The following is a 15,803-nucleotide window of genomic DNA, read 5'->3' as shown; positions in this document are numbered from 1 at the left end:
GGGGCAGCGAGGGGGTGGCGGCCGACGGCGCGCTCGGCACGGTCGGCGCGGTGAGCGCACCCGGTGCCTGCCCGTGCCGCCCGTCGAGCGCGGGAGCGTGCGGCCCGACGGCGTCCGCACGCGCCACGGAGGACGGGCCCGCGACCGGGGCGAGCGGGAGGTCGAGCGTGAACGTCGACCCGACACCGGGCGTCGATGCGACCAGCACCCGGCCGCCGTGCCCCTCGGCGATCGCCGCGACGATCGCGAGCCCCAGCCCGGCGCCCTCGGGGTGGGTCCTTCCCGGCGTCGTCGCCTGGGCGAAGCGCTCGAAGATCCGCTCCTGCTGCTCGGTCGCGATCCCGACGCCCTCGTCGCGGACCCACACGCGCACGCGCGCGCCGTCGTCGGACACCGCCGAGCCGAGCGCGACGACGGACCCGGGTGCCGAGAACTTCACCGCGTTCGCCGCGAGCTGGAGGAGCGCCTGGGTGAGGCGCTGCCCGTCCGCGAGGACCGCGACGTCGGCGCGCGCGTCGACGAGCCACCGGCGCTCGCCCAGCGTGCGGACCTTGTCGTGCACGTCGTCGAGGAGGCGACCGAGGTCGGTGTCGCCGGGGCGGACGAAGTCGGGGCGGCCGGCGGTCGCGAGCGTCACGAGGTCGTCCACGAGGCGGTTCATGCGGTCGAGCTCGTCGAGCGCGAGGTCGCGCGTCTCGGCTGCGTCGGCGGCGTCGCGCGGGTCCATGAGCTCGAGGTGGCCGCGCACCACGGTGAGCGGCGTGCGCAGCTCGTGCCCGACGTCGTCGATGAGGCGTCGCTGCGACTCGAACGACCCCTCGAGCCGGTCGAGCATGCCGTTCACGGTGCGTGACAGGTCGGAGAGGTCGTCGTTGCCGGTCACGGGGATGCGGGCGGACAGGTCCGTGTCGCCGATGCGCTGGGCGGTGCGCGAGAGCGTCCGGATCGGCTGGAGCAGGCGCCCGGCGACGACCCAGCCCACGACGCCGATGAGCACGAGCGCGCCGAGCGCGACGACGGCGTAGGTCCGGAAGACCTGCGCGAACTCGGCGTGCTCGGCCGAGCGGTCGTAGGCGAGCACGAGCGCCGCGGGCGCCTGGTCCGCGGCGGTGCCCGCACCGCCGAGGGACTGCACCGGAGCGACGAGGGCGCGGTACTCGGCCGTCGCGGTGCGCGGGGAGCGCAGCACGACGTCGTCCCCCGCGACGAGCGGCGCGAGCGCGGCGACGAGCTGGGGGTCGTCCTCGAGCCGCAGCCGCACGTCCTGCTGCGAGACGAGCGGCGTGCGGCCCTCCCGGAGCCCGAGGATGCCCTCGTTGTGCGCCGGGACGGTGAGCTGGATCGAGGCGACGACGACGTCCTCGGCGGACGTGAACGGCTCGCCCGTGACGGGGTTCAGCCCCGACTCCGCGAGCTGCGCGAGCTCGTTCGCGCTCCGGGTCAGGCTCTCGTCGATGCGCGCGTCGATCTGCCCGCGCTGCAGGAACCAGGCCGCGCCGCCCGCGAGCAGCAGCGCCAGGGCGGAGAGCCCGAGGAACGCCGCGAGCATGCGGGTACGGACGGTCAGCCCGGCACGACGCGCCCGGGAGCTCATCCGTCGCCCTGGTCGGAGCCGCTGCGGTCGTCCCCGTCGTCGTCGGACCCGCCGTCGTCGTCGGACCCGTCGTCGTGGTCGTCGTCGTCATCGTCGTCGCTCGACGGCGGGGCGGGAGTCACACGGTCGTCGTCGTCATCGTCGTCGTCGGGCGAGGTGGTGGGCGACGGGTCGCCGGTGGTCGTCGGGGCGGGGGTCGTGGGTGCGGGCGTCACGACCACGGCACCCCCGACCTCGCGGTCCTGCGGGCGCGAGGCCAGCGCGCCGGCGGCAGCCGCGCCCCCGAGCACGAGCACGAGCGCCCCCACGAGCCACGCGACGGTCCGACGAGTCATGGGCCCAGTATCCGAGAGCAGGATGAGACGCACATGAGAAGCGGGGCTGCGCGATGTATCTTGATGTCAAGAATGTTGATGCCGAACGAGTCCGCTCGACGACTGGAGCACCGATGCCCCGCGACTGGGATCCCGCCCTGTACCTGAGCCACGCCGACGAGCGCTCCCGCCCCTTCGCCGACCTGCTCGCCCGCGTGCCCGTCGACGCCCGGACGGTCGTGGACCTCGGCTCCGGCCCGGGCCACCTCTCCGCGCTGCTGCACGCGCGCTGGCCCAGGGCGACGATCACCGGCGTCGACGCGTCGCCCGCGATGGTCGAGCGCGCGCGGCAGGACGCCTCCGCCCCCTGGGTCCGGTACGAGCTCGCCGACGTGCGCACCTGGGCGCCGCCCGCCCCGGCCGACGTCGTCGTGAGCAACGCGACCCTCCAGTGGGTCCCTGACCACCTCGACCTTCTCGCCCGGCTCGCGGGCCACGTCGCGCCCGCCGGGGCCCTCGCCTTCTCCGTGCCGGGCAACCACGACGCCCCGAGCCATCGACTGCTCCGGGAGATCGCCGCCCGCCCGCCGTACGCCGAGCACACGTCGGGCGTCGACCGACCGCGAGCGCACGACCCGGAGACGTACCTCGACCGGCTCGCCGGGCTCGGCTGGACCGTCGACGCGTGGGAGACGACCTACCTCCACGTGCTCCACGGGCCCGACCCCGTCCTGCGCTGGATCTCCGCGACCGGCGCGCGCCCCGTCCTCCAGGCGCTGCCCGACGCCGAGCGCGCCGCGTTCGTCGCCGAGTACGCCACGGCGCTACGAGGGGCGTACCCCGAGCGCGGGTACGGCACGGTCCTGCCCTTCCGCCGTGTCTTCGTCGTCGCGACGCGCGCCTGACCCGACCCGCGCCGCGTGCTCGACCCCGACCGGGGCGGGAGCCGCCGCGGTCAGCCCCCCGCGAGCCAGTCGTCGACGCCGGTCAGCAGACGCTGCTTCGTGCCGCTCGAGGCGCGGCTCGCCCGGATCGACGACCGCGCGAGCGCGGCGAGCTCGTCGTCGGAGAACCCGTGCTCGTGGCGGGCCGTCTCGTACTGGGCCACCAGGCGGGAGCCGAAGAGCAGCGGGTCGTCGGCACCGAGCGCGACGCGGGCGCCGGCGTCGACGAGCGCCCCGAGCGGCACCTGCCCGGCGTCCTCGTAGACCCCGAGGGAGACGTTGGACGCGGGGCACACCTCGAGCGCGATCCCGCGGTCCACGACGTCGTCGAGCACGCGCCGGTCCTCCGCCGACCGCACGCCGTGGCCGAGGCGGTCCGGGACGAGCTCGCGCACCACCTCGTGCACGTGCGCCGGCCCCAGCAGCTCGCCCCCGTGCGGCACGGACGCGAGCCCGGCCCGCCGCGCGATGGCGAACGCGCGCGCGAACTCCGCCGTGTCCCCGCGGCGCTCGTCGTTGCTCAGGCCGAACCCCACGACCTCGCCGGCCCCCTCGCCCGCGTACTGCGCCGCGAGGCGCGCGAGCGTGCGAGCGTCCAACGGGTGCCGCATGCGCGACGCCGCGACGACCACCGCGACCTCCGTCCCCGTCGCGGCGCTCGCGGACCGCGCCGCGTCGAGCACGATCTCCACGGCCGGGGTGATGCCGCCGACGAACGGCGCGTACGACGTCGGGTCCACCTGGATCTCGAGCCGGCCCGACCCCTCCGCGGCGTCGTCCTGCGCGGCCTCGAGCACGATGCGTCGCATGTCGGCCTCGGAGCGCACGCACGCGCGCGCGGCGTCGTAGAGGCGCTGGAACCGGAACCACCCCCGCTCGGTGGGCGGGAGCCGGAGCGGGTCGCCGTCGACGAGCGCGTGGGGGAGCCGCACGCCGTACTGCGCGGCGAGGTCGCGCAGCGTCTCCGGGCGCATCGACCCGGTGAAGTGCAGGTGCAGGTGGGCCTTGGGAAGCGTCGCCAGGTCTCGCACACGGGGAGTCTGTCACGCGGACCCGACCCGCGCGTCGCGCACGGGGCAGGGTCCCGACGGCGGCCCGCCCCCCGTACGGGCCCCGTCACACCGGACGCCGGTCAGGTCCCGGTGAGGAACCCGCGCTGCATGGCGACCGTGACCGCGGCGGTCCGGTCGTCCACGCCGAGCTTGGCGAACGCGCGGAGCAGGTGGGTCTTCACGGTCGCCTCCGTGATGAACAGCTCGCTCCCGACGGCCGCGTTCGACAGCCCCCGCGCGACGAGCCGCAGCACCTCGATCTCCCGGTCCGTGAGCCGGTCCGCGCCGCGGACCGACGTGACGAGCCGGGTCGCGACGCTCGGCGCGAGCACGGTCTGCCCGCGCGCCGCGGCGCGCACCCCGGCCACGAGCTCGTCCCGCGGCGTGTCCTTGAGCAGGTAGCCGGTCGCCCCGGCCTCGACCGCGCGCAGGATGTCCGCGTCGGTCTCGTAGGTCGTGAGCACGACCACGCGCGGGGCGGACACCGTCCCGCGCCCCGTGCCCCGGCCCGGCGTGCCGACGATCGCCGCCGTCGCGCCGACCCCGTCGAGCACGGGCATACGCAGGTCCATGAGCACGACGTCGGGCGCCAGCTCGCCCGCGAGCGCGACCGCCTGCTCGCCGTCGCCCGCCTCGCCGACCACCTCGAGGTCGGGCTCTGCGGCCAGCATGCCGGTGATCCCCGAGCGTACGACCGGGTGGTCGTCCACCACGAGCACCCGGACGACGCCGTTCCCGGCCGGGCTCATCGGGCGTCTCCGGTCCGCGTCGTCGCGCGCGTGCGCGCGGAGGGCTCGTCCGGCGCTGCGCCCGCAGGCAGCCGGACGGCGACGCGCGTCCCGCCCGCCGGGCCCGGTCCGACCTCGAGGCTCCCGCCCTCCGCCGCCACGCGCTCGCGCATGCCCCGCAGCCCGTAGCCCTCGGTGAAGCCCGACGCGTCGGCGGGCAGGCCGCGCCCGTCGTCGGTCACCTCGAGCACCGTCCCCGCGTGGTCCTGCCGGAGGTCGACGCGCACGGCCGACGCGTCCGCGTGGCGCCGGACGTTCGTGAGCGCCTCCTGGGCGGACCGCAGAAGGACGACGTCGTCCGCGCTCGACAGTCGGAGTGCCTCCGGCGCCGTGAGCTCGACGCGCGTCCCGGTCTCCTCCGCGAACCGGTCCGCGAGCCGGCGCAGCGCCTCGCCGAGCGTGCCGCCCTGGAGCGGGGCGGGGGCGGAGGCGGCGACGAGGGCGCGAGCCTCCGCGAGGTTGTCCCGCGCCGTCGACTCCACGAGGGCCAGGCGTTCGCGCGCCGCGTCGGGGGCGTCCCGGTCGAGGTCGGCGCGCGCGGCCTGGGCGAGCATCACCACGCTCGTGAACCCCTGGGCGAGCGTGTCGTGGATCTCCTGGGCGACGCGCTCGCGCTCGGCGAGCACCCCCGCCTCGTGCGAGGCCCGGCCGAGCTCGGCCTGCGTGGCGCGCAGCTCGTCGACGAGCCGCGCGTGGCGCTCCGACTGCCGCAGCGTGTGCGCGGTCCACAGACCGAGGCTCAGCGCGAACGCCAGGGCGACGCCCATCTGGGGCGCGGCGCTCGCGAGCTCCTCGGGCTCGACCTGCCCCGTCTGCGGGTCGAACGCGAGCGCGAGCGCCGTGCCGGCCGCGAGCGCGACGCACAGCACCACCTGGGCCCACAGGTGCTCCGACAGCATCCAGATCTGCGTGAACACGGCGAACAGGAGGAGCGTGCCGAGCGCGTCCTGGCCGACGACGACGAGCGTGCACGCGATCGCGACGACGAGGTAGACGTGGGCCGGCACCTGGTCGCGGGTGCGCGCCGCCCGGCGGCCCCAGGCGAGGTAAGTCACGAGGATCGTCGCGACCGCCGCCAGGGACACGAGCAGCGCCCTCCCGCTGACGCCCGCCGCGAGCAGCGCGAGCGCGCTGAGCACGACGATGACGTAGAACGCCACGTCCCACCAGCGCACGTCGCGGGCCCACGTGCCGTCGAGCTGGGCGGTCGCGGCGTCGGCGGACGTCCCGTCGACCACCCCCGCGACCGCCCCGCCCGGCGACGGCGTCTCAGCCGTCATCACGGCGCCGCCACCGGAACGAGCGTGCACCGACCACGAGCCCCACGACCAGCCATGCGACCAGTACAGCAGCGGTCGCGCCGTGCTGCCACGACCCGGACGGCTCGAGCGCCGCCGCCTGCTCGGGGAGGAACACCGAGCGCATGCCCTGCGCCATCCACTTGAGGGGGAACAGCGACGCGACGGTCTGCATCCAGGACGGCAGCGCGAAGAACGCGAAGAACACGCCCGAGATGAACTGCAGGACGAGGACGACAGGGGTCACGACCGCCGTCGCGGACTTGCCGGACCGCGGCAGCGACGAGAACGCCACGCCGCACACCGCGCCGGTGGCGCACCCGAGCACGAACACCCACGCGAACGTCGCGAGGCGCGCACCGCCGTCGGACATCTCCCACGGCATGGGGACGTCGTAGACCGTCGCGGCGAGCGCCAGGAGCAGACCGGTCTGCACGACCGACGTCAGCAGGACGAGCCCGATCTTGCCGTAGAAGTACGCGGACGGCGGCAGCGGGGTGGAGCGCAGGCGCTTGAGCGAGCCGTCGTCGCGCTCGACCGCGATCGAGATCGCGAGGGACTGGAAGCTCGTGAGCATGACGCCGGTCGCGATCATGCCGGGCAGGAAGTACTGCGCGAACGGCACGGAGTAGGCGGCCGTGCCCTGGTCCTGCCCGTCGAACACCGTCGCGAAGATCGCGAGCATGATGAGCGGGTACGTGAAGATGAAGATCACGGCGTCGCGCTCGCGGAAGAACGCGCGCAGCTCGGCGCGGGTGCGCTCGATCCCCAGGCGGCCGGCGCCGGGAAGGGTGGCGGGTCGGGCGGAGCGCGTGGACCGGGCGACGGTCGGGGCGGTGGTCACGGGCGGGTCTCCTCGGGGACGACGGCGGACGTGCGGTCGGGCGTGGGATCCTCGGCGGGTGCGTCGAGGGGACCGGGTGCGGTCGTGGGGGCAGGCGCGGCGGCGGGCTTCGTGGCCGGCTCGCCGATGAGCTCGAGGTAGACGTCCTCCAGGCTCGGGCGGGTCACCGCGAGGCCGGGGACCTCGCCGTCGGGTCCCGCGTACCGCGCGGCGAGGGATGCGACGAGCGCGGTGGGGGAGTCGGTGCGCTCCGACCGCCAGGCGCCGTCGTCGAGCCAACGGACCTCCGGCCGGCGCGCGTCCGGGCCACCGAGGCGGTCGGGCGCGTCGAGCGCGACGACCCGGCCCGCGCGCACGACGGCGGCACGGTCGGCCAGGTGCGCGGCCTCGTCCAGGTAGTGCGTGGTGAGCAGGATCGTCGTGCCGTCCTCGCGGAGCGAGCGGACCAGCGCCCAGAACGCGCGGCGCGCCTGCGGGTCGAACCCGGTCGTCGGCTCGTCGAGGAACAGCAGCTCCGGGCGCCCCACGATGCCGAGCGCGACGTCCAGGCGCCGACGCTGGCCGCCGGAGAGCTGGCGCGTGCGGGTCCGGGCCTTCTCCCGCAGCCCGACGGCGTCGATCACCTCGTCCGGGTCGCGCGGCGCTGGGTAGAACGTCGCGAAGTGCCGGACGATCTCGGCGACCGTGAGCTCGGCCTGGTCCCGCGAGTCCTGGAGCACGACGCCGATGCGCGAGCGCCAGGCGCGGCCCGCGGTCTGGGGGTCCTCCCCGAGCACGCGGACCTCGCCCGCGTCGCGCCGCCGGAAGCCTTCGAGGATCTCGACGGTCGTCGTCTTGCCGGCGCCGTTGGGGCCGAGGACGGCGAAGATCTCGCCGCGCTCGACCCGCAGGTCGACGCCGTCGACCGCCTGCTTGGCGCCGTAGCGCTTGCGCAGGCCGCGCACGTCCACGGCCGGGCTGCTCGACCCGGGACCGGCGGTGCGGGAGCCGGTGGGGAGGGGTGTCGTCGTCATGGGACCAGCCTGTCGGCGGGGTCCGGTCGCCCGCGACGGCCGTTCGTCCGGACCTCGTGTCCACCGATCGGTGGACGGTGGTTCGACCAGGGGCCTCGCGTCGCGTACAGTGATCCCTCGGTGGTTGACGCCCGCCACGCTGGTCCGCGCCCGTGAGACGTGTTTCGTCCCGGGGCCGGGGGCTCGTACGGCGTCGTCGAGCACGAAGGGTAGTGGCGCAATTGGTAGCGCAGCGGTCTCCAAAACCGCAGGTTGCAGGTTCGAGTCCTGTCTACCCTGCACGGCGTGGCTCTCGTGGGACCTTCCCGGGAACCGCGCGCGGCCCGGCACCGGGTCGCACCGAGGGTTCGAGCAGGTCCCGTACGTGAGCGATGGGGAAGAACGAGTGAGCGAATCGCCGTCAGAGGCCGTGGGTGCAGGCGGCGCACGCGCCGACGAGGTGAAGAAGAAGGGCGGTCCGTCCGCGGACAAGAAGCCCAACATCTTCGCGCGCATCGCCCTGTTCGTGCGCCAGGTGGTCGCCGAGCTCCGCAAGGTCGTCACGCCGACGCGCTCGGAGCTCATCACCTACACGACGGTGGTCCTGGTCTTCGTGGTCGTGGTCATGGCCTTCGTGACCGTGCTCGACCTCGGGATCGGCAAGGCCGTCATGTGGGTCTTCGGCTAGCGAGCGCACCTCCGCCCGGTCACGCCGGGCCTCACCACGGCAGCCGGCGCCCCTCGGGGCGCCGTCGGCGCTTCCAGAAGAAGTCATCGAGCAGTTCGTCAGAAAGCAGGTTCGTTCGTGTCCCAGGAGTCGCTGGACCAGACGGAGAACGTCGACCCGACGCAGCCCGAGGGTGCCCAGGACGACGTCGAGGAGACCACGGACGCCCCGGCGGTCGACGAGGCTGACGAGACGGTCGACGAGGCTGACGAGACGGTCGACGAGGTCGCGTCGGACGACGAGGCCGCCGCGGACGACGAGGAGTCGGACGAGGAGCGCCCGGTCGACGAGGACGGCGACGTCATCGAGGACCCGGTCGCGGAGTTCAAGCGCACGCTGCGCACGCAGCTCGGCGACTGGTACGTCATCCACTCCTACGCGGGCTACGAGAACCGTGTGAAGGCCAACCTGGAGAACCGCATCCAGAGCCTGAACATGGAGGACTACATCTTCCAGATCGAGGTCCCCATGGAGGAGGTGGCCGAGATCAAGAACGCGCAGAAGAAGATCGTCCGACGCGTGCGCATCCCCGGCTACGTCCTCGTCCGCATGGACCTCACCGACGAGTCGTGGGGCGCCGTCCGCCACACGCCCGGTGTCACCGGGTTCGTCGGCCACACCCACCAGCCCGTGCCGCTGACGCTCGACGAGGTCTTCTCGATGCTCGCGCCGATGCTGGCCCCCGCCCCGGAGCCCGGCAAGCCCGCCCAGGCCGCCGCGAAGGCTCCCGTCGAGGTCGACTTCACGGTCGGCGAGTCGGTCACCGTCACGGACGGCCCGTTCGACACGCTGCCCGCCACGATCTCCGAGATCAACGTCGAGAACCAGAAGCTCAAGGTCCTCGTCTCCATCTTCGGCCGGGAGACCCCGGTCGAGCTGTCGTTCAACCAGGTCGCCAAGATCTGACGTACGGGCGGCACGAGCCGCCCCGCGTGAGCGCAGTACTGCAACCGGGTCATCGCCCACGGCGTCGGTCCACGAGAAGAAAGACAGGGAAGAGTCATGCCTCCCAAGAAGAAGGTCTCCGGCCTCATCAAGCTCCAGATCCAGGCCGGTGCGGCGACGCCCGCCCCGCCGATCGGCCCCGCGCTCGGTCAGCACGGCGTCAACATCATGGAGTTCTGCAAGGCCTACAACGCGGCGACCGAGTCGCAGCGCGGCAACGTCATCCCCGTGGAGATCACGGTCTACGAGGACCGTTCGTTCACGTTCGTGACGAAGACCCCGCCGGCCGCGGAGCTCATCAAGAAGGCCGCGGGCGTGCAGAAGGGCTCGGCCACGCCGCACACCGTCAAGGTCGCGAAGATCACCGCCGACCAGGTGCGTGAGATCGCCCAGACCAAGCTCGAGGACCTCAACGCGAACGACCTCGACGCCGCGTCGAAGATCATCGCCGGCACGGCCCGCTCGATGGGCATCACCGTCGAGGGCTGACGACAGACCACGTCTGTCCCGGGCGCCCGAGGCGCCCCGGACGACGTACGAGGCCGGCACGCACCGCGTGCCGGCCTCGGGCACGACGTCGATCCGCACCTCGCGGACGACGGTGGCAGGGTCCGCGCGGACCCGCAGACCACGACTGCAGAAGGAGAAGCAGATGGCAACGCGCAGCAAGGCGTACCGCAACGCCGAGGAGAAGATCGACCGCGAGCGTCTCTACGCGCCGCTCGAGGCGGTCCGTCTCGCCAAGGAGACGTCGACCGTGAAGTACGACGCGACCGTCGAGGTCGTGTTCCGCCTGGGTGTCGACCCGCGCAAGGCGGACCAGATGGTCCGTGGCACGGTCAACCTGCCCCACGGCACGGGCAAGACGGCCCGCGTCATCGTCTTCGCGAACGCCGCGAAGGCGGAGGAGGCCCGTGCGGCCGGTGCCGACGAGGTCGGCGGCGACGACCTCATCGAGAAGGTCGCCGGTGGCTACACCGACTTCGACGCCGCCGTGGCGACGCCGGACCTCATGGGCAAGGTCGGCCGCCTGGGCAAGGTGCTCGGTCCCCGTGGTCTCATGCCGAACCCGAAGACCGGCACCGTGACGATGGACGTGGCGAAGGCCGTGTCGGACATCAAGGGCGGCAAGATCGAGTTCCGCGTCGACAAGCACGCGAACCTGCACTTCATCATCGGCAAGGTCTCGTTCGACGAGAAGGCGCTCGTGGAGAACTACGCGGCGGCCCTCGAAGAGGTCCTGCGTCTCAAGCCGTCGTCCTCGAAGGGCCGCTACATCACCAAGGCCACGCTGACGACGACGATGGGCCCCGGCATCCCGCTGGACCAGTCCAAGACGACGAAGCTGCTGGAGGACGACGCCGCCTGACGGCAGTCCTCCCGCGGGTGGTCCACACCCGCACCACGCACGACGGCGCGGCACCCTGCGAGGGTGCCGCGCCGTCGTCGTCTCAGCGGGAGGACCGGGTCAGCAGGCGCCGAGGTCCTTCCAGACGCCCCACTGCCCGCTCTGCGTCGGGTTCTCGTTCGTCGTCCACCACTTCGCCTCGTAGGTGCGGCCCTGGAGCGAGACGCGGTTGCCGCCCGTGTACACGGCCGACGCGGACCACGCCGGGGCGGTGCAGGTGCCCGGGTCCGTGGGGTCGGTCGGGTCCGTGGGGTCGGTGGGGTCCGTCGGGTCCGTGGGGTCCGTCGGCGTGGTCGGGCCGCTCGCGAGGCGCGAGCCGATGACGGACGCGACCTGGTAGCTGTTCGTCTTGTCCCAGTTGATCGACCAGGTCATGACGCCGCCGATCTTGCCGTACGGCTTCGCGGGCTTGAAGGCGCCGCAGCCGGTGCCGACCTCGAGGCAGTCGACGGCCTTCACGACGTTGGCGAGCGGCTGGTAGCCGCCCCCGGCGGCCTTCTGGACGGCGGGCACGCCGATGCCGACCTGGTCGGGGCGCAGGCCCATCTCGAGCTGGATGCAGGTCAGCGCGGTGAGGAAGTCGACGGTGCCCTGCGAGTAGACCTGCTGGTTGCAGCCCATCATCGAGCCCGAGTTGTAGTACTGGGTGTTGACGATCGTGAGGATGTCCTTGATCGCGAGGGTGAGCTGGTAGTACCCCATGCTCGTCGCCTGGTAGTCGATCGTCTGCGGCGCCATGGTGAGGATGAGGCTCGGGCCGGCCTTCGCGGAGAGCTGGTGCAGCGCGCTCGACATGTAGGTCGCGTTGATGCCGTGCTCGAGGTCGATGTCGACGCCGTCGAAGCCGTACTTCTGCATGAGCCCGTACGCGGTGTCCGCGAAGTTCTTGGCCTCCGTCGCGTTGGAGACGATGACGTTGCCCTTCTCGCCTCCGACGGAGAGCACGACCTTGCGGCCCTGCGAGCGGATCGTCGCGATGTCGGCCTTGAATTGCGCCTCCGTGTAGCCGCCCAGCTCGGCGCTTGAGAGGTTGAACGTGATCCCGCCCGGCGTGCCGGTCAGGTTGTCGGCGAAGGCGACCGCGACGAGGTTGTACGCCTGCGGGATCTCCGACAGGCGCATCGTCACTGAGCCGTTGTCGAAGTTGTGCCAGTAGCCGGTGAGCCACTGCGTGCTGCCCGCGGCCGCGGCGGCGGGTGCAGCGACGGCCGGCGCGGGCGCCGCGGTCGCGGGCGCGGCGGCGAGGGCGCCGCCCGCGGCGACGGTCGCTGCCGCGACGACGGTGGCGAGGGCGCGCAGCGCGCGCCCGGTGCGGCCGCGCGTGCGGCCGGAGAGGACTGTTCTCACGGAAGTGCTCCTCGTGCTCGGGCGGGCCGCGACGTCGCGCCCCGCCGGTCCGCACCCGCGGTGGGTGCAGGGGTCGTCTGCACGCTAGGAGCCCGCGCTGCGCCGCCGCATGAGGGATTCCCCGGCAGTTCCCGGGCCTCGCATACGGGGGAACACCTAGACGGCGACCCCGCCGGACGGCGATCCTGAGCGCGTGGGCGGCGTCGCGCAGACCCGTGGGCGACGGATGTATCAGACGGGCGGCCCGGCCCTCTTGTCCGGGTGGAGGAGTGTCGGCCCGACGCTCCGACTCGCGTGTCGAAGGAGCGAGATGGGACGCAGCCGCACGAGCCAGGAGGGGTGTGACCAGTGACGATGGTTGTCGACCCCACCGGCCCGGCCCTAGAATCAGGCGCTTCCGGGGACCCCCCGCTGATGCCTGACCGGACGAGCGCGCCGAGGACGGTGCCCCCCATGACGAGAACGACCGACGAGGTGGCCGACACCGACGAACCCGGCTTGAGCCTGGGGGACCGGGGTGCGTTCGCGCTCCTCGAGTACCGGGACGGTCGCCCCCACGCGCTCGGCGAGTTCGTCCGCGAGGCGACGCCGCTGCTGTGGCACACGGTGCGCGCCCAGGGCGTCGAGCGCGAGCAGGCCGACGACATCGTCCAGACCGTGTGGGTCGCCCTCGTGCGCAACGCGATGACGATCAAGGAGCCGCACGCGGTCCTGAAGTGGCTGCTCATCACGGCCAAGCGCGCCGCGTGGGAGGCCGTGCGCAAGCACCGGGACGAGGCGAAGCGCCGCACCGAGCTCCCCGACGACACGGACGAGGGCGTGCCGGAGCTGCCCTCGGGAGACCCGACGCCTGACGTCGAGGTGCTCCGCAACGAGCGCGACCGCACGCTGTGGGCCGCGCTGGACCAGCTGCCGGACCGCTGCCGGCGGCTCCTGCGGCTCGTGTCGCTCGCCGACCGACCCGACTACAAGGCCATCTCGGCCGCGACCGGCATGCCCGTCGGGAGCATCGGCTCCACGCGCGGCCGCTGCCTCGCCAAGCTGCGCGACATCATCGACGACCAGGGGGAATCGTGGGAAGCATCATGAGCACCGAGCCGACGCACAGCCCCGACGAGCCGCTCGACGCCGTCGACCTCGCGCTGCTCGCGGAGCTGGCGCGCATCGCCGAGGAGATCGACCCCGTGCCCGACGGCCTCGTGGAGCGGTCGCTGTTCGCGATCACCCTCGCGGGTCTCGAGGCCGAGGTCATGGAGCTGGAGTACGTCCAGGTCCCGGAGATGTCCGTGCGGGGCGACGCACCTCCCGTCGAGGCGCGCACCATCACGTTCACGTCCGAGTCCGTCACGGTCATGATCTCGCTCTCGCCGACCGACGACGGCCGCATCCGCATCGACGGCTGGGCCGCCCCGGCGACGGCGCTGCGCGTCGAGCTGCACCGCCCCGGCACCGTGAGCGAGACCACGAGCGACGACGACGGCCGCTTCGTCTTCGACGCCGTGGACCGCGGCCCGGCGAGCCTCGTCGTGCGCCGTGCCGACGGTGCCGGCGGCGCCGTGAGCACCCCGGTCATCGAGCTGTAGCCGTCGTCGTGCCGCGGGCGACCTCTCGCCCGCGGCACGACGACGTCCCGACCCCCCATTCCTTCCGCGCCCCCGCGCGCGAGCCGCTGTCCGTCGACGACGACGCCCGCGGCACCGACTGAACGTCATCCCTCGAGGAGGAGCACGTGAGCGAGACCCCAGACCAGCCCACCGAACCGACGCCGGAGGGCGGTCGGTACTACGGCGACCGTCCGAGCCGGCTGCAGTGGCGCACCCGGACCATCGACCCCGTCTCGGCGCCTCGTCGCGCGGGGAAGCCGTCTCCCCACCCGACCTGGTACGTCGGTGACCGGATCCTCGTCCCGGAGTCCCCGTTCGACCGTGAGGGAAACCGCTCGCTCCGGTGGCTCGAGGCTGCCGCGGAGCAACGTGGCCTCCGGGTCGACGTCCAGGAGGAGAGCCTCCACGACGCGGAGCTGGTGCGCCGCGCTGGACTGGACGGGGAGACGACGGCGGACCTTCTTCGCGTCTTCGGATACTCGGTCCGCTTGACGTACCGGGACGATCGCCAGGGCGAGCTACCCGACGCGTGGTCGCTGATCGAGGAGCTCCAGGGCAGGCTCTGCCCTGACGACAGGTGCAGCCCTCGCCTCGCGTTGGACCACATGATCGCGCCGTCGCCCTTCATCGGTGGCCAGCCGTACGTGCAGCCCTTCCCCTACACGCAGGGGCTGCCGTACACCCAGGGTCTGCCGTACACGCAGGGTCTGCCGTACACGCAGGGCCTGCCGTACACGCAGGGTCTGCCCTACACCCAGGGCCTGCCCTTCGCGGGTACGGCCGAGTACGCGGCGGCGGGGTCCGGGGGGCGTACACCGGTCAACTGGGTCGGTCCCGTCCCGCGGCGCGCACTCGGCCCGTCGGACGACCGCTTCGTCGGCTCCGACGGGACCCGTCGCCCCGTGGTCGCCGTCCTCGACACCGGTGTCGGAGCACACCCCTGGTTCGACAAGGACCTGGAGCGCCGTGGGCAGATCGTGGACCGCGAGCCGATGCTGCTCGGCGAGCCGCTCTCCGTGCTGCCGGAGACCGAGTACGCCTACGAGGACCCGGAGATCGGAGGCGTCTCGGTCGCGCCCCTGACCGGGCCGCTGGACCCGGTCGCGGGCCACGGGACGTTCATCGCGGGGCTCGTGCACCAGAAGTGCCCCGACGCGGTGATCCTCGCGCCGCGGCTCTACGGGGGGTCGGGGGTCGTCCCCGAGCGTGAGCTCCTGCGGTCGCTCCGCCGCCTGCTTCTCTGGCACGTGCTGGGGCTCGTCGGCCGACCGGACTACGCGCCCGTCGACGTGGTCGTCCTCTCGCTGGGCTACTACCACGAGCGCCCGGAGGACGCGGCGTTCGACGCCCCGTTCGGGGCCCTGCTGAGGGCATTGCGGCGCTACGGTGTCCTGGTCGTCGTGTCCTCCGGCAACGACGGGCAGACCCGCCCGAGCTACCCTGCCGCCTTCGCTCCCCGCCTCGACCGCAAGCAGGTGCCGCCGGTGCCGCTGCCCGGCGAGAAGCTGCTCCGGGACGAGCCGCCCGTCCTGACCGTCGGCGCGACCAACCCTGACGGGACGGTGGCGCTCTTCAGCAACGACGGTCCGTGGGTCACCTGCACGCGACCCGGTGCCTCGCTCGTGTCCACCGCTCCGACGACGATCGACGGCGCCGTGGCACCGTCGCGCTCGGTCGACGAGCTCTGGGGGCCCGGCCGCCGGGCGACGATCGACCCGGAGGGCTTCCAGGGAGGGTTCGCGACATGGAGCGGTACGTCGTTCGCCGCGCCGGTCCTGGCCGGGGAGCTCGCGTCGCATCTGCTCGACGCCGCGTCGGGACGACCGGACCCGGACCCGCATCTCTCCGCACCGGGCGCCGGAGACCCTGCGCGGTGCGCCTGGTTGTGGGGTGCCATTACCCTGTCGACGGGACTGGTCCCGACCGAGGAGCAACCGACGGGGTGA

General features: G+C 73.3%; 16 protein-coding genes and 1 tRNA gene. 9 read left to right on the top strand and 8 right to left on the bottom strand.

The window, feature by feature from the left end; genetic code table 11:
• Together A0J59_RS08255 and A0J59_RS08250 are read right to left on the bottom strand one after the other, a co-directional pair.
• Window positions 1–1,594 (bottom strand): cell wall metabolism sensor histidine kinase WalK (locus tag A0J59_RS08255; protein ID WP_255365079.1); only part of this gene is annotated, 1,594 nt, incomplete at its 3' end.
• Window positions 1,591–1,929, bottom strand: a complete 339-nt coding sequence (locus A0J59_RS08250) for a hypothetical protein (RefSeq protein ID WP_064315771.1) — start codon at window positions 1,927–1,929, stop codon at window positions 1,591–1,593. The genes A0J59_RS08250 and A0J59_RS08255, both read right to left, overlap by 4 nt.
• A gap of 113 nt (window positions 1,930–2,042) precedes the next feature.
• Here A0J59_RS08250 and A0J59_RS08245 point away from each other — a divergent pair, with 113 nt between their 5' ends.
• Window positions 2,043–2,813, top strand: coding sequence for a methyltransferase domain-containing protein (locus A0J59_RS08245; protein WP_064315770.1), 771 nt, complete (start codon window positions 2,043–2,045; stop codon window positions 2,811–2,813).
• A 50-nt stretch (window positions 2,814–2,863) separates the two neighbouring features.
• Here the strand turns inward: A0J59_RS08245 and A0J59_RS08240 are convergent, their stop codons facing one another.
• The 5 genes from A0J59_RS08240 to A0J59_RS08220 form a co-directional block, all read right to left on the bottom strand.
• Window positions 2,864–3,883, bottom strand: a complete 1,020-nt coding sequence (locus A0J59_RS08240) for an adenosine deaminase (protein WP_064315769.1) — start codon at window positions 3,881–3,883, stop codon at window positions 2,864–2,866.
• A 101-nt stretch (window positions 3,884–3,984) separates the two neighbouring features.
• Complete coding sequence (locus A0J59_RS08235) at window positions 3,985–4,653, bottom strand: response regulator transcription factor (protein ID WP_064315768.1); 669 nt, start codon at window positions 4,651–4,653, stop codon at window positions 3,985–3,987.
• On the bottom strand, window positions 4,650–5,972 hold the full coding sequence (locus A0J59_RS08230) for a sensor histidine kinase (protein WP_064315767.1): 1,323 nt from the start codon (window positions 5,970–5,972) through the stop codon (window positions 4,650–4,652). The genes A0J59_RS08235 and A0J59_RS08230 overlap by 4 nt, the downstream gene beginning before the upstream one ends.
• A complete protein-coding gene (locus tag A0J59_RS08225) occupies window positions 5,962–6,834 on the bottom strand; it encodes an ABC transporter permease (RefSeq protein ID WP_064315766.1) in 873 nt (290 codons plus the stop codon). The genes A0J59_RS08230 and A0J59_RS08225 overlap by 11 nt, the downstream gene beginning before the upstream one ends.
• Complete coding sequence (locus A0J59_RS08220) at window positions 6,831–7,847, bottom strand: ABC transporter ATP-binding protein (RefSeq protein WP_082918848.1); 1,017 nt, start codon at window positions 7,845–7,847, stop codon at window positions 6,831–6,833. The genes A0J59_RS08225 and A0J59_RS08220 overlap by 4 nt, the downstream gene beginning before the upstream one ends.
• A 206-nt stretch (window positions 7,848–8,053) precedes the next feature.
• Between A0J59_RS08220 and A0J59_RS08215 the strand changes: the two genes are divergently transcribed.
• The 5 genes from A0J59_RS08215 (at window position 8,054) to rplA (ending at window position 10,867) form a co-directional block, all read left to right on the top strand.
• Window positions 8,054–8,126, top strand: a tRNA-Trp gene (locus tag A0J59_RS08215).
• Between the two features lie 106 nt (window positions 8,127–8,232).
• Window positions 8,233–8,514, top strand: a complete 282-nt coding sequence (gene secE, locus A0J59_RS08210) for a preprotein translocase subunit SecE (protein WP_082141381.1) — start codon at window positions 8,233–8,235, stop codon at window positions 8,512–8,514.
• A 117-nt stretch (window positions 8,515–8,631) separates the two neighbouring features.
• A complete protein-coding gene (nusG, locus tag A0J59_RS08205; RefSeq protein ID WP_053369618.1) occupies window positions 8,632–9,459 on the top strand; it encodes a transcription termination/antitermination protein NusG in 828 nt (275 codons plus the stop codon).
• 96 nt (window positions 9,460–9,555) lie between these two features.
• On the top strand, window positions 9,556–9,987 hold the full coding sequence (rplK, locus tag A0J59_RS08200) for a 50S ribosomal protein L11 (protein ID WP_047233799.1): 432 nt from the start codon (window positions 9,556–9,558) through the stop codon (window positions 9,985–9,987).
• A 163-nt stretch (window positions 9,988–10,150) separates the two neighbouring features.
• A complete protein-coding gene (gene rplA, locus A0J59_RS08195; RefSeq protein WP_047233800.1) occupies window positions 10,151–10,867 on the top strand; it encodes a 50S ribosomal protein L1 in 717 nt (238 codons plus the stop codon).
• Window positions 10,868–10,966: 99 nt separating this feature from the next.
• Here rplA and A0J59_RS08190 read toward each other — a convergent pair whose 3' ends face one another.
• Window positions 10,967–12,253 carry a glycosyl hydrolase family 18 protein gene (locus A0J59_RS08190; RefSeq protein ID WP_064315765.1) on the bottom strand — a complete coding sequence of 429 codons (1,287 nt, stop codon included), beginning with the start codon at window positions 12,251–12,253 and terminating at the stop codon, window positions 10,967–10,969.
• Window positions 12,254–12,706: 453 nt separating this feature from the next.
• Here A0J59_RS08190 and A0J59_RS08185 point away from each other — a divergent pair, with 453 nt between their 5' ends.
• The 3 genes from A0J59_RS08185 to A0J59_RS08175 all read left to right on the top strand — a co-directional run bounded on the left by A0J59_RS08185 (window position 12,707) and on the right by A0J59_RS08175 (window position 15,803).
• Window positions 12,707–13,342 (top strand): RNA polymerase sigma factor, encoded by a 636-nt coding sequence (locus A0J59_RS08185; protein ID WP_064315764.1) that lies wholly within the window; start codon window positions 12,707–12,709, stop codon window positions 13,340–13,342.
• Window positions 13,339–13,836: a carboxypeptidase regulatory-like domain-containing protein gene (locus A0J59_RS08180; protein WP_047233803.1), complete on the top strand. Its 498-nt coding sequence runs from the start codon at window positions 13,339–13,341 to the stop codon at window positions 13,834–13,836. The genes A0J59_RS08185 and A0J59_RS08180 overlap by 4 nt, the downstream gene beginning before the upstream one ends.
• A 146-nt stretch (window positions 13,837–13,982) precedes the next feature.
• The gene (locus A0J59_RS08175) at window positions 13,983–15,803 is read left to right on the top strand and encodes a S8/S53 family peptidase (protein WP_064315763.1); all 1,821 of its coding nucleotides are present in this window, start codon (window positions 13,983–13,985) and stop codon (window positions 15,801–15,803) included.

The organism is Cellulosimicrobium sp. I38E (assembly GCF_001647255.1).
Taxonomy (GTDB): Bacteria; Actinomycetota; Actinomycetes; order Actinomycetales; family Cellulomonadaceae; genus Cellulosimicrobium; species Cellulosimicrobium cellulans_E.
The sequence above is the reverse complement of the archived record's forward strand: the minus strand, read 5'-3'. Positions and strand labels throughout refer to the sequence as shown.

Excerpts from the sequence above, each read along its gene's own strand:
- A0J59_RS08250 (WP_064315771.1), bottom strand. The coding sequence starts at position 1,929 with ATGACTCGTCGGACCGTCGCGTGGCTCGTGGGGGCGCTCGTGCTCGTG.
- A0J59_RS08220 (WP_082918848.1), bottom strand. The coding sequence starts at position 7,847 with ATGACGACGACACCCCTCCCCACCGGCTCCCGCACCGCCGGTCCCGGG.
- rplK (WP_047233799.1), top strand. The coding sequence starts at position 9,556 with ATGCCTCCCAAGAAGAAGGTCTCCGGCCTCATCAAGCTCCAGATCCAG.
- A0J59_RS08230 (WP_064315767.1), bottom strand. The coding sequence starts at position 5,972 with ATGACGGCTGAGACGCCGTCGCCGGGCGGGGCGGTCGCGGGGGTGGTC.
- A0J59_RS08185 (WP_064315764.1), top strand. The coding sequence starts at position 12,707 with ATGACGAGAACGACCGACGAGGTGGCCGACACCGACGAACCCGGCTTG.
- rplA (WP_047233800.1), top strand. The coding sequence starts at position 10,151 with ATGGCAACGCGCAGCAAGGCGTACCGCAACGCCGAGGAGAAGATCGAC.
- A0J59_RS08235 (WP_064315768.1), bottom strand. The coding sequence starts at position 4,653 with ATGAGCCCGGCCGGGAACGGCGTCGTCCGGGTGCTCGTGGTGGACGAC.
- A0J59_RS08245 (WP_064315770.1), top strand. The coding sequence starts at position 2,043 with ATGCCCCGCGACTGGGATCCCGCCCTGTACCTGAGCCACGCCGACGAG.
- A0J59_RS08180 (WP_047233803.1), top strand. The coding sequence starts at position 13,339 with ATGAGCACCGAGCCGACGCACAGCCCCGACGAGCCGCTCGACGCCGTC.